The organism is Sedimentibacter acidaminivorans (genome assembly GCF_017873955.1).
Classification (GTDB): domain Bacteria; phylum Bacillota; class Clostridia; order Tissierellales; family Sedimentibacteraceae; genus Sedimentibacter; species Sedimentibacter acidaminivorans.
The window spans coordinates 1-14,339 of record NZ_JAGGKS010000004.1 but is presented as its reverse complement, the minus strand read 5'-3'; the positions used below and the strand labels follow the sequence as shown (position 1 = coordinate 14,339).

General features: G+C 30.7%; 10 protein-coding genes and 1 pseudogene. All 11 read left to right on the top strand.

Features of this window, described 5'->3' with window-relative positions:
- The first annotated feature begins 123 nt into the window (after positions 1–123).
- Positions 124–540: a 4Fe-4S binding protein gene (locus J2Z76_RS07435; protein WP_209511410.1), complete on the top strand. Its 417-nt coding sequence runs from the start codon at positions 124–126 to the stop codon at positions 538–540.
- 18 nt (positions 541–558) lie between these two features.
- Complete coding sequence (locus J2Z76_RS07430) at positions 559–2,715, top strand: aldehyde ferredoxin oxidoreductase family protein (RefSeq protein ID WP_209511409.1); 2,157 nt, start codon at positions 559–561, stop codon at positions 2,713–2,715.
- 20 nt (positions 2,716–2,735) lie between these two features.
- Positions 2,736–2,957, top strand: coding sequence for a sulfur carrier protein ThiS (gene thiS, locus J2Z76_RS07425; protein ID WP_245210379.1), 222 nt, complete (start codon positions 2,736–2,738; stop codon positions 2,955–2,957).
- Between the two features lie 190 nt (positions 2,958–3,147).
- Positions 3,148–6,042, top strand: a complete 2,895-nt coding sequence (locus J2Z76_RS07420; protein WP_209511408.1) for an AAA family ATPase — start codon at positions 3,148–3,150, stop codon at positions 6,040–6,042.
- Positions 6,043–6,148: 106 nt separating this feature from the next.
- Entirely contained in the window at positions 6,149–6,610 is a 462-nt protein-coding gene (locus J2Z76_RS07415) for a (2Fe-2S)-binding protein (protein ID WP_209511407.1), read from the top strand.
- 2 nt (positions 6,611–6,612) lie between these two features.
- On the top strand, positions 6,613–7,455 hold the full coding sequence (locus J2Z76_RS07410; RefSeq protein ID WP_209511406.1) for an FAD binding domain-containing protein: 843 nt from the start codon (positions 6,613–6,615) through the stop codon (positions 7,453–7,455).
- A gap of 2 nt (positions 7,456–7,457) precedes the next feature.
- Positions 7,458–9,710 carry a xanthine dehydrogenase family protein molybdopterin-binding subunit gene (locus J2Z76_RS07405; protein WP_209511405.1) on the top strand — a complete coding sequence of 751 codons (2,253 nt, stop codon included), beginning with the start codon at positions 7,458–7,460 and terminating at the stop codon, positions 9,708–9,710.
- A gap of 16 nt (positions 9,711–9,726) precedes the next feature.
- Complete coding sequence (locus tag J2Z76_RS07400) at positions 9,727–11,220, top strand: HAL/PAL/TAL family ammonia-lyase (RefSeq protein ID WP_209511404.1); 1,494 nt, start codon at positions 9,727–9,729, stop codon at positions 11,218–11,220.
- Positions 11,221–11,348: 128 nt separating this feature from the next.
- Entirely contained in the window at positions 11,349–12,956 is a 1,608-nt protein-coding gene (locus J2Z76_RS07395; RefSeq protein ID WP_209511403.1) for a BCCT family transporter, read from the top strand.
- A 246-nt stretch (positions 12,957–13,202) separates the two neighbouring features.
- The gene (locus tag J2Z76_RS07390; protein WP_209511402.1) at positions 13,203–14,234 is read left to right on the top strand and encodes an XdhC family protein; all 1,032 of its coding nucleotides are present in this window, start codon (positions 13,203–13,205) and stop codon (positions 14,232–14,234) included.
- Positions 14,231–14,339: pseudogene (locus tag J2Z76_RS16640) on the top strand (molybdopterin-binding protein); the annotation flags it as partial. The gene J2Z76_RS07390 and the pseudogene J2Z76_RS16640, both read left to right, overlap by 4 nt.

The window sequence follows — 14,339 nt, the reverse complement described above, 5'->3', positions numbered from 1 at the left end:
GGTAGGCCTTAAATTACACAATGATGTTGAATTTAATATATTAATCAACTATAATATTATAGAAGGTTTATTTAAAATTATTATAGTTGTTTTAAAAAAATAATTTGAGGAGGTAATGAATAAATGAAATATTTAGCGAAAGACGATAGTAAATGTATTCAATGCGGTTTGTGTGAAGAAATATGTTCTAGTACTTATTTTAAAACTAAAGATAAAGCTAAATCATGCATACTTATTGCAAACGATGGCAAACCAGAAATTAACGTCTGCAATCAATGTGGAAAGTGCATAGATATATGTCCAGTAGAGGCAATAAAAAGAGATAAGCTAGGTGTGGTGAGGATTAATAAAAAGGATTGTGTTGGATGCTTTATGTGTGTAGGCTTTTGTCCCGAAAATGCAATGAGACAGCACGATGATTACATAGAAGCTTTTAAATGTATAGCTTGTGGATTATGTGCTAAAAAATGTCCTTCAGGAGCTATTTTTATTGCAGAAAAAGACGATTCAGAAGCAAAAGAAAGAGTATGTGCTGACTAAGCAGGAGGAGATGATAATATGGATATTAATACTTTAAAAGAAGGTAGAAAACTTTTAACAGAATACAAATATGAGCTGGGAAAATTAGATAAAGGCTATACAGATAGAAGTTTATATATAAATATTTCTGAAAATAAAATTGATTCAAAGCCAGTAACTCAAATGATGAAAGATAAATTTGTAGGAGGAAAGGGGTTTGGACTTTGGTATTTATGGAATGGAACAACACCTACTACAAAGTGGAATGATCCTGAAAATGAAATTATAATTTGTGGAGGTCCTGTTTGTGGAATAACTCAATATCCAGGTTCAGGGAAATCACTAGTATGTAGCATATCTCCTATGACTAATATTCCAATTGATTCAAATGTTGGCGGATATTTTGGACCATTATTAAAGTTTGCTGGTTGGGATGCATTAGAATTACAAGGAAAAGCAGAAAAAGATATCATAATATACATAGATGGTAACAAGGGTGTTATAACAATAGAAGAAGCTCCTCTTGAAGCAATAGATTCACATGTTTTGGCTGAGCAGCTTACAGAAATGTATGCAGACAATGAGGCAGATAAAAGAAATGTATCAGTTGTAACTGCTGGAACCGGGGCAGAGCATGCTAAAATGGGTTTATTGAATTTCTCTTTGTATGATACAAGACGAAAAGTAACTAGATTTAAGCAAGCAGGTCGTGGAGGAATAGGTAGAGTTTTTAGAGATAAAAAAGTAAAAGCAATTGTAGTTAAATTTAGTGGAGTTAAAGGAAACTTAAATAATCCTGTTGACCAAGCTATTATAAATAAAGCAGGAATAAAAATGCATAAAGAAATGCATAATTTAGATGATAAACAAAACAGAATGAGAAAAGTAGGAACGGGCTATTCAGTAGAAATTATGAGCGCATATGACTTGCTACCTGTAATGAATTATCAGTATGGTGGACATGAAGATGCTAAAAAAATTGGGCCAGACATTTTAATTAATAATTATTTAACACAAGGTCTGGAAGATGGATGTTGGTATGGGTGCTCTATGGCATGTGCTAAAACTGCTGATAATTTTGAACTTCAAACAGGTCCATACAAAGGACAAAGAGTTACAGTAGATGGTCCAGAGTATGAAACTACTGCTGGAGTTGGATCTAACTGTGGTATATTTGACCCAAGAGCCATATTAGAAATAAACTTTTATTGCGATACCTATGGAATAGATACTATATCTTTTGGAACTTCAACGGCTTTTGTTATGGAATGTTACACTAGAGGTATTATAAATAAGGAGATAACTGGTGGCTTAGATCTTAAATTTGGAAACTTTGAAGCATCAGTTGAATTATTGCATCAAATGTCAAGAGGCGAAGGCTTTGGAGTAGTAGTAGGCCAAGGTATTCATCAGATGAAAAAGATTTTTTCAGAAGAGTATGGGGCAGACCCAGATTTCTTATTCGATATTGGAATGGAGCAAAAAGGATTAGAGTATTCTGAATATGGTTCAAAAGAATCCTTAGCACAACAAGGTGGATTTGGTCTTACGAACAAAGGACCACAGCATGATGAAGCATGGTTAATATTTATGGATATGGTTAATAATCAAATCCCAACATTTGAAGATAAGGCAGAAGCACTTTATTATTTCCCAATGTTTAGAACTTGGTTTGGGTTGTATGGTTTATGTAAACTTCCTTGGAATGATATAGTTCCAGAAGGAAATAAGTATACATCTGAACCTGCTAAAATTCCTGAGCATGTGCAGAATTATTTAGATGTAGTTTATGGCGTAACAGGTAAAAGGTTAAATACAACTGATATGGTTAGAGAATCGGAAAGAGTTTATAATTTCCAAAGAATATTTAATATTAGACTTGGTAAAGGATTAAGAGCAAATGACAGAGTTCCATATCGCTCAATGGGTCCTGTAACAAAAGAAGAATATGAATCAAGACAAGAAAGATATGATGGACAATTAAAAGAGATTTTAGGATATGATACAGAAGGTAAATCTACTGAGGAAAAAATGGCAGTTCTAAGAAAACACAGAGAAAATCAATATGAGAAACTTATAGATGCAGTTTATGCAAGAAGAGGCTGGAATTCTAATGGAGTACCAACACTAGAACGTTTAAAGGATTTGGGAATGGATTTACCAATACTAGTGGATGTAGTTAAAGATTTACAATAATATATTTATATTATTATGGATTGAATCAAGTTGAGGTGATACAAATAATTAAGCTAAATGGAAGAGATTTTCCTTGGGAAGCGGGAATGACAGTTGAAGATATTATGAATAAAAAAAATTTCATATTTCCGAAGATTATAGTAAAAATTAATAATCAACATATAGAGGTAGAAGATTATCCAACAACTATTGTAAACGATGGTGATAATGTACAAATGATTCATCTTTTAGCTGGGGGATAGTATACAATAAAAAAATCAATTTATACAATTTGTATAAGTTGGTTTTTTTATTTAGACAAAATGCCACATTTCGTGTTATACTAATATAAAAATTTTTGCATTTATAAAATTATCTTTAAATTAAATAATAACAGTTTGTATTTATATAGTTTTGAAAATGTTTTAGAAGCTTATTTATGAGGAGTATGCTATGAATAATCTAGAAATAAAATTTTTGGGAATTCCTTCAATTAAATTAAATGGAACTGAAATACATCTTCCATTTGCAAAGGCAGAATGCATTATTTATATTTTAGCATATGAGAAAAATATAATGAGAAATAAAATGTGTTCATTTCTTTGGGGAGATGTAAAGGAAGAAGTCGCAAAAAAAAGTTTGAGAAATGCTGTATACACAATAAGAAGGAATCTTTATGATAATATTGTAATTTCTCCAAAGAGATCTTTGCTTCAAATAGATGATGATTGTGATTTGTTTACAGATATAAGGGAGATAGAGAAATTTACTATAAATGAAAAAACAGAAGAAAACGATATAAATAATTATATAAGTTTATATACGGGAGAATTTTTAGAATGCATTGAAAATAAATTGTCACTTGAATTTGAAGAATGGTTAGTTGTTTTAAGAAATAAATATAGAAAGTTATTTGTAGAAAATTTAAAAGAAATAATTAGTTTGTTGATGAAAAAAAATGAGTATAGTCTATGTGAAAAATGTTGTATAAAACTTATCGAAATCGAAGAATTTGAGGAAGCTGGATATAGAAATTTAATGTTAATATACAGCAAACAAGGAAAATACAGTGAAGCAATTAATACATATAATAAGCTGGATAAAACATTAAGAGAAAACTTGTCAGTAAATCCATCAGTAGAAACAAGAAAAATGTTTGATGATATACTTAAAATGCATACAGCTATTAAGGTAGTAAAAAAGAAAGCAGATTTTTATGGTCGTAAAAAAGAGATACAAATATTAAAAAATAATTTTATGAAATTTCTGAGTAATAAAGATTTCAGTTCATATATTGCATATGGAGAAGCAGGTGTTGGAAAAACAAGATTATTAGAAGAAGTAACTGAAAATTTATATAAAGATTTTATTCTAATCAAAGTATCTTGCTATGATGTTGAATCTGAGTTTATGTTTAAACTATGGGATAAAATATTTGAGAACTTAACATACTTAATCAAGTCGATAAATATAAATATACCGTCTGATATAATTGATTATGTTCAGCAAGCATTTCCAACACTAAATATTGAAACTAGTGATTTTGCACTAGATACAAACATAAAAAGAAATTATCTTTTTATGGAAAATTATATATGTGATATGTTTTCGATTATAAGCAAAAGAGAAAAAATAATATTTGTTATTGATGATTTGCAATGGGCAGATAAAAGTAGTTTAGAACTCTTGTGCAAAGTAATATCATCAAATAGATATAAAATAATGTTTGTAGCATCGTGTAGAAGTGAAAATGTAAGTTCTGTTGAAAAATTTTATATGAATTTATGTCCATATAAAAATGTATCTAAACTTGAATTAAACAGATTTTCTAAATTAGAAACTAAAGAATTTATACAATTAATTATGCCGGAGGTTGAAAGCGACAGCGAACTTATTTATGATGAGAGTGAAGGAAATCCTTTGTTTATAACAGAGATGATGAACAGCCTCAAGCAAGGAATGAATGAAAAAAAAATTACAGATAAAATGGCATTTTTAATTAATAGTAGAATTTTAAACCTTAGTGAAGGGGCTAGAAAACTTTTGACTATTTGCTCTATGTTCTATGAAGCTTTTGATATTAAAATTCTTTCAAAAGTTACAGGTATTAAAAGTATAGAATTAATGGATTTAATAGAAGAATTATTATTGAAAAATATTTTAAAAGAAGAGAAATATACAGACAGTAGTTATATGTTGATTTTTACCCACCAAAAAATCAGAGAATATATATATAACAATGTTTCTAATTCAAAACGAATGGTTTTGCATGAAATAATAGGTGAATATTATGAGAGTAGGCTAAATAATAATAAAAACGACAGACTATTTCATCCTAATCTAATATTTCATTTTACTAGATCCGATAATAAATATAAGGTATTTAAGTATGAAATGAAAGGAATGCAAGTTATACTTGATGTTAGTCATGAAATATTTCCTATAGTAGATGATAAAAAGACTGCTGGAGTTTTTGAATACTATACTGATGAAAAGGTTTTGGAAGAAAAATTTGAAAAGTTAAAGGAAATGTATGAAGATTTAAAGAGTCAAAGTGATGAGGAAATATATGAGCTAGGTTTAATTTATCTTCACTTATATGGTAGGTTTCATAAGGATATTGGCAATCCATTGAAGGGATTAGAAGCAATTAGAAATATGATAGATCTTTCATTAAAAAAGAAGTATTATTTATATGCGTTTGAGGGATATCTTCAACTTATCCAATATGCAATAAACACTAATGAATTAGATTTAATGTCAGACACTATTGAAAATGCAGAAAAGGTTGCAAATATTGCAAGTGATAGAGCTAAATTTGGTTTGTTATTAAGATATAAAGGATATTTAAATGTTTTGGAAGGTAAGTATGAGGATGGAGAAAAGTATATTTTGCAAGCAATAGATTTATTTAATTCTTTAGCGGATAGAGGAAAATATATTTTAAATTTAGTTGCAGCTAGTTTTTATTTAGGAGAAAGTAGGAGACTTCAAAAAAAATATAGTAAAGCTATAAGTTTTTACTATAAGGCATACGAGCTATGTGATGATGATGAAGATTTTCCAGCACTAGCACTGATTTTTTCTAAAATTGGTTATACGAAATTTGAACTTGGGATTTATGATGAAGCACAGTTTTATTTGTTGAAATCCTTAAAATCATATAATAAAACTATATTTGCTTGGGGTAGAGCTGAAGTTTATTACTGCCTAGCACTTATATATGATAAAAAGAATCTCAAAGATAAATCAAGAAATTATATAGAATTAGCGATTCTTTATTCTAATAAATATTGTAATAATGGTTTAAACAAAAAGTCAAATCAGTTTTTTGAAAGTATTAAATAAAAATATACAAGTCAAATAGTCTTTTAATATAGATTATTTGACTTTTTTTTGACTTCTATGTTTTATAATATGAAAAAGGGCAGATGAACTATCGTTTGGAGGACATATGAAAATAGAAGTAGTAGTAAATAAAAAAAAAATAAAAATGGATGTAGATCCAACAACAAGATTAATAGATTTTTTAAGAGATGATTTAAATTTAACTGGTGTCAAAGAAGGCTGTTCAGAAGGTGAATGTGGTTCGTGTACAGTAATATTAGATGGAGTGGCTGTAACATCATGTACTATACTAGTAGGACAGGTAAATGGTTCTGAGATAATAACAATAGAAGGCTTGGAACAAAGTGGAGAACTAGATGTTATACAAAAATCGTTTATAGAAAATGGTGCTATACAATGTGGATTTTGTACTCCAGGAATGATACTGTCTTGTAAGGCTTTATTGATGAAAAACCCTAACCCCTCAGAAGAAGAAATAAAGAGGGCTATAGAAGGAAACCTATGCAGGTGTACAGGATACAATAAAATTGTAAAAGCTGTGCAAGATGTAGTTGGAAAAGAGGTGTAAATATGGCAAGGTTTGAAGCTCCATGTACAATTGAGGAGTTGTGTAATTCTCTTAAAAACAAGGATAATAATACCTATATAATAGCAGGTGGTACGGATTTAATAATTCATTTTAATAAAAAAGGTATTTTTGGTTACAACATAATAGACTTAACAAAATTAAAAGAACTTAAAGAAATAAACGAAACTGATGAAGAAATCATAATAGGTTCATGTGTAACTATGACTGAAATAGAAAATAATCCATTAATAAATGCGCATGTGCCTGCCTTAATAGATGCAGTATACAACTTAGGTTCCCAACAAATAAGAAATAAAGCTACCATAGGGGGAAATGTTGCAAATTCGTCACAGAGTGGAGATACAATACCTGTTTTATTTGCATATGACGCAAATGTTGAAATAATTGATCCATTAGGTAATAGAAGAATTGAAAAGGTTGAAAATGTGGTTGAAGGACTAGAAAAAAACAATCTAAATTTTGATGAGGTAATAACTAAAATAATTATTAAGAAAAATAACGCTAAATCGGCATTTTCAAAGATTGGTTCAAGAAAAGCAGTTACAATTTCAAAGTTAAATTGTTGCGTTAAAATTAAAATTAATAACAATATTATTGAAGATTCAGTAGTATATCTAGGCGCAGTTGGTCCTAAACCTATTAGAGCAAAATCTATTGAAGAGAAAATACTAAATAAAAACATTAATAATATAGTTTCTGCGGATATACATGATGCAATTTACATGGAAATCGAAAATGCTATACCAAATAGAACCTCAAAACACTATAAAAAATCAGCAGCAGAAGGTTTAATAGATGATATATTGAATAAGTTGAGGAGATAGATATGGAAGAGTTAAAATATGTAGGTAAAAGTATAATTAAAGATGACACATACGATAAAGCAACAGGAAAAACGAAATTTATATGTGATATGAAAAGACACAACATGCTTTATGCAAAGCTTGTATTAAGTGAAAAACCTCATGCTGAAATTGAAATGGATAAAAGTGAAGCATTAAACATTGAAGGTATTGAAGCGGTATATACTTATGATGATATTCCTCATGTTTTATATAATTCTCATGAGTGGTTTGCGGGGGGTAATCAATACAAAGATGAATATTTATTGTGCAACAGAGCAAGATTTGTAGGAGATAGAATAGCATTAGTAGTAGGAAAAAGCAAAAGAGTTGTAGAAGAAGCTATATCGAAACTAAGTATAGGGTACAAGGAATTAGAAAGTGTTGTAGGTATAAAACAAGCAAAAGAAAATAAAGCGATTATAAAAAATGATTCAAATGTAGCATTTTCTAAAAGTATAAATTGTGGAGATTATGAAGAAGAATTTAAAAAAGCGGATTATATAATAAAAGATTCAGGAAAAACACAAAAAATTCATCACTCTGCAATTGAGCCGCACATATGCTTAAGTGAAATTGACGAACATGGTAGTTTAGTTGTATGGAGTCCTTGTCAAACTGCATTTCAAATACAATACCATGTAGCTAGCGTTCTTAATATACCATTTAATAAAGTTAGAGTTATAAAAGCTGTCATGGGAGGTTCGTTTGGTGGAAAAGGTCAAACAGTATTAGAACCAATATGCGCATTTGCAGCATATACACTAAATCGTCCTGTGATGCTTTATATGGATAGAAAAGATGCTATATTAGGAACTAGAAGTAGAAATGCTACAGAGATTAGTGTTGAGACTGCAATTAGTAAAGAGGGTAAAATATTAGCTAGAAAAATAATTGCAGATATTGATGGTGGAGCATACCACACTAATTCTACAGCGGTAGCAATGGCTATTGGAAAAAAATTATTTAGGATGTATGACATTCAAAATCAATATTTCCAAGGTAATTCGTATTATACAAATACTATACCTGGAGGTGCATGTAGAGGATATGGATCGCCACAAGCACATGCAATAACAGAAATAAATATAGATAATGCAGCTAAAAAGATAAGAATGGATCCATGTGAGTTTAGGCTTAATAATTTAGTAAAAGAAGGAGCAAAGGATCCTACTGGCGGAACAGATATAGGAAATACAAAAATCAGACAGTGCGTTATAAATGGAATGGAAGATTTTGACTGGAAAAACAAAAGACAAAATATTAAAACAAAAGATACAGATAGGTATGCTTATGGTGTTGGAATGGCATGTGCTGTCCATGGAAATGGGTATATGGGAGCTTATCCAGACTTTTCAAATGTGGATATGAGTATATTTGCTGATGGAAGTGTTCTCGTAAAAATAGGGATACATGATCAGGGTTGTGGTACTGTAACAACTATGCAGCAAATAGCTGCAGAGTCTCTTGATATAAATGTGGATAAGGTAAGAGTTTTAGAAGTGGATACACTTGCAACTCCATATGATTCTGCTGGAACACAAGCAAGCAGAGTTACATTTGTATGTGGAGGGGCTGTTAAATCAGCAGGAGAAAATTTAAGAAAAAAGGTCATAGATTCTTTCTGTAAATTAAAGGGTTATAGTGAAGACGATGTAATTGCATCTAATGGATTTGTATATCAAAAAAATTCAGATAAAAAATATTCATATGGTGATGTTGCAGTGGAATTAGAAACAAAGCATTCCCAATCAATGTCTGTCTTTGAAAGATATGAATCACCAGCAAATCCAGCAACACACGCAGCATCTTTTGCCGAAGTAAAAGTTGACAAATATACAGGATATGTTGAAGTAATTGACTTACTGGCAGTACATGATATAGGTAAATCGATAAATCCACAAATTGTAGAAGGTCAAATACAGGGTGGAGCTCACATGAGTCTTGGGATGGCTCTTTTAGAAGAAATAGATATAGATAAAAACGGATATGTTAAATCAACAAATTTCTCAAAATATCACTTATTAAATGCTCCTCAAATGCCAGAAGTGAGAGTTATGACAATAGAAGAAAATGAGCCATTTGGTCCATATGGAGCTAAGAGTGTAGGAGAACTTGCAGCAGTAGCACCAGCACCTGCAGTACTAAATGCAATAAACTTTGCACTAGATACAAACATAACAATTTATCCAGCAACACCAGAAGTTGTTATGAATGCTATAAGTAATAAAAAATAGGTTAGGTGGTTTAAAAATGGAAAAAGTAATTTTAAATGGAAATGATTTAAGTCTTGAGGATGTTTATGAGGTTGCGTATAATCATAAGCAGGTTGAGATTGATGGGAAAGCATTAGAGAAAGCGGCTAAAGCTAGACAGATTCTTTTTGATTTAGCCGCTAAAGGCCATCCTGTTTATGGATTAAATAGGGGTGTTGGTTGGAATAAAGATAAGGAATTTGATGTAGATTTTTTTGAAACATATAATCGGAACCTTCTCAACAGCCACAGTTTAGGAGTTGAACCATTCAGCACTGATGAAGAAGTTAGAGCTATGATGCTCATTAGATTGAATACTGCACTTTATGGTTGTACAGGTATTTCAGTAGAAATTCTAGAACATTATAAGGATTTTCTTAATAAAGGAATACACCCTCGTGTACCTAGGAGGGGATCGATTGGAGAGGGTGACATCACTACAATGTCCCATATTGGTTTATCAATAATTGGTGAAGGTGAGGCAAGCTACAAAGGTGAAATACTAAACTCTATGGAAGCCATGAAAAGGGAAGGAATGAAGCCCGCAGTATTAGGTCCTAAAGATGGTTTGAGTATAGTTTCTTCTAATGCGCAGGGAACAGCATATATTGTAATGCTTGTTAAAGAAACAGAAGAATTAATTAAGATGTCTAATTTGATATATTGCTTAGGAATGGAAGGTCTTAATGGCGTAGTTCAGTCTTTAGATGAGAGTGTAAATAATTTAAGGAAATTAAAGGGGCAAATAAAGTGTGCTAAAGAATGCAGAGAATATTTAGATGGAAGTTATTTAAATGAACCTCATGAAGGTAGAGCACTGCAAGATTCTTTGAGCTTTAGATGTTCGTTTGCAGTTAATGGTTCTATATATGACGCGTTAGATTATATTAAGAAATTTTTGATTGTTCAAATAAATTCTACAGATGATAACCCATGTATAGTTACGGATGAAGAAAGAGTTTCAGTAAGTGCAAATTTTGAAATAACATCATTAGTTTTAGGTGTAGAGATGCTTGGTATTGCCTTGTGTCATCTTTCAAAATCATCATGCAATAGAATGATTAAACTTTCAGACCCATCATTTACAAAGCTTACTAGATTCTTAACTCCAAATGAAACTAAAACAATAGCGTATGGTACTATTCAAAAATCATTTACTTATTTGGATGCAGAAAATAGAATGTTAGCTAACCCATCATCAATGGATTATTTTGCATTAGCAGGAAATATAGAAGATAGAGCTAGTAATGCTCCATTAGCTGCAGATAAAGTAAAAAAGATTATAGATAATTTAAGATATATAATAGGGATGGAAGCAATACATGCCGCACAAGCCGTTGACTTGAGGGGAAGTGTGAAAATGGGCAAAGGCACTCAAACAGCATATAAAGCAATAAGAAGTGAGATACCATTTTTAGATAAAGATAGGAATTTGAGCATTGACATTCAAAAATCATATGAGTTGATGAAGTCTGGAAAATTGTTAATATAATTAAATTATTTTTAAGGCTTATTAGATATTTATTAACATAAATGAAAACGATACATTTTGACTTTTTTTTGACGATTGTATTATATAATCATGTTGAAATTAATTATATATACTAAAGGAGGATTTACATGAATAGTAAAGTAAAGGGCTTGGACAAGGTAGAGATTAGAAAAATAGTTTTCATACCTATGGTAATTATTTATATAGCCATAATAGTTCTTGGTTTAGTATCACCAGCTTCATTTGCATCAGCAGAAAGTTCTATAGTAAATTTTGCAGGTCAATGGTTTGGTTGGCTTTATGACTTGGTTGCTTTAGCAATGATGTTCATATGTATTTGGTTATTATTTTCAAAAAAATATGGAGATATAGTATTAGGCGGAAAAGATGCAAAGCCTATAATGAGCAAATGGAATTGGTTTGTTATTTCACTTTGTGGTGGTATCGCAACAGGCATAGTATTTTGGGGAATTGCAGAACCTTTAACACATTTAATGTCTCCAATACCTGGATTTGGATATGAAGCAGCAACTAAAGAGGGAGCTTTATATTCATTGAGTACATCTTACATGCACTGGGGACCTGCACTGTATGCATTTTATTGTGTAGCAGGTATTGGTATTGGATATGCAGTATATAACATGAAACTTCCATATCGTGTATCATCTTGCTTGTATCCTGTAATTGGCAGCAGAGTAAATGGTATAGCAGGAGATATAGTTGACATTCTTTGTTTATTTGGTCTTGCTGGAGGAGTTTCAGCTTCGTTAGGAGTTGCATCAATGCAATTAGGAAGCGGAATGAACTTATTGTTTGGAATTCAACCTACTACTTTAGTTTGGGGAGTTATACTATTGACGATAGTTGTTACATTTATTATATCAAGTTATACTGGTATTGATAAAGGTGTAAAATTCTTATCCGATAAAAATGCAAAAATATATATTGGATTGATGATTTTCGTTCTTGTATTTGGACCTACAAAATATATACTTAATATGACAGTTGAAGCTATGGGATTCCATCTAGACAATTATTTTACACAAGCTACTTATCTTGGAACATTTGATGGAGATCAATGGCCAGTTTGGTGGACAATTAACTACTGGAGTTTTATGATAGCGTATACACCATTGATTGGTATGTTTTTAGCTAAAATAGCAGTAGGAAGAACCTTGAAAGAATTTACTTTATTTAACTTCTTATTACCAGGTATGTTTGGAATAGTATGGTTTGGTGTATTTGGCTCATCAGCAATTAATCTCCAAATGAATGGTGCTCAGTTATGGGAAGGTATACAAGCAGGTGGCTTAGAATCAGCAGTATTTAACTTTTTCTCTAACTTCCCATTGAGTAAATTATTAAGTGCATTGTTTATGATAACAGCATTCTTGTCAGTTGTAACTTTAGCTGATTCAATGACAACTACAGTTTCATCGCTTTCTATTAATGCTAAAAATAACTCTACAACTGAACCACCTAAACATATAAAGATGTTCTGGGGTATAGTAATGTCATCTGTTGCATTTATTAATATAGCAACAGCAGGTAAAGTAGGAGCAGTTAGTGGTATAGATGCAACGAAACAGCTTGCAATAGTATCAGCATTCCCATTATTGTTTGTTGTTGCCCTCATGGTTTACAGTACAGTTAAAATGTTGATTAAATATAAAGAATATGACGTAGTTGACAGTCCTTCTACAGCGATTGTTGATAAAAATTTAATACAAGATTAAAAAAGTTGAAGAATTATAAAAAGAGATGTGTTGTGACATCTCTTTTTAACTTCAACTTAGTTTTTGTTTTCGTTATGTTTTACAATGTATAACGTGTTTGTTTTAATATTATGGTTTACTATTTAAATTGTTAAAATATTAAAATAATATTGAAATTAAGTATAGAATGAATTATAATATTATAACGTTATATTTTTAAAAAAATAACGAATAATAAATTATTTATTATTAAATTGTGGAGGTTATATGGATTTTTACGAAATTTTAGAAAAGTTAGATAAGAATAAAAAAAATATTGTTATTACAATTGTATCTGGTGATAATATAGGTTCTAAGCTTATATTAGCAGATGGAGAAATTATTTATAATACTAATAATAAAGTAGATTGGGAGTCAGTAATAAAAATCATTCCACAAGATGAAAAAAGTCAATTAATTAAATTTGGTAATGATATTATATATATTGAATTTATGAGGCAAAACTATAATTTAGTTGTATGTGGTGCTGGTCATATTTCAATCTCGATTATACAAATGTGTAAGCTCTTAGATTTACCTGTAACTGTGATTGATGATCGTATGCTTTTTGCTAATAATGCTAGAAATGCAGGTGCTGATAATGTAATTTGCGATAGCTTTGATAATGCTTTGGACCATATAATTGGTGATAAAGGAACATTTTTTGTAATTGTTACAAGAGGACATCGATATGACCAAACATGTTTGTATAAAATTATTGAAAAGGAAAGTGCTTATGTTGGAATGATAGGTAGCAGACTAAGAGTTGCCAAGGTGTTAGATTATTTAGAGGAAGAGGGTATACCTCGCGAAAAATTAGACAAAGTATACACTCCTATTGGATTAAAAATTGGTGCAGAAACACCAGCAGAAATTGCTATTTCTATAATGGCACAGATTATTGAAATGAAAAACAAAGGTGCCTTGAGTGGAATGTACAGTGATGAAGTGATTGATTGTATATTAGGTGGAAAATATATAGATGTACCTAAAGCAATAATTACCATTGTTTCAAGAAAAGGCTCAACACCTAGAGGGGTAGGTACAAAGATGGTGGTATTAAAGGATGGCACTATGATTGGAACTATTGGAGGTGGTTGTGTTGAAGCTTCAATTAGGCAAACCGCACTTACTTGTATGGATAATAATAAATCGAAATTAGTAAAAGTTGATATGACAGGACAGGATGCAGAGGATGATGGTATGGTTTGTGGAGGAGTAGTCGAAATATTTATAGAGCCAATAAGGAGGAATAAATGAAACAAATTAGAACAGTGGATGCAGTAGGGCAAGTTTTATGCCACGATATAACACAAATAATCAAAGGTGTGAAAAAGGATGTAGCATTCAAAAAAGGTCATGTAA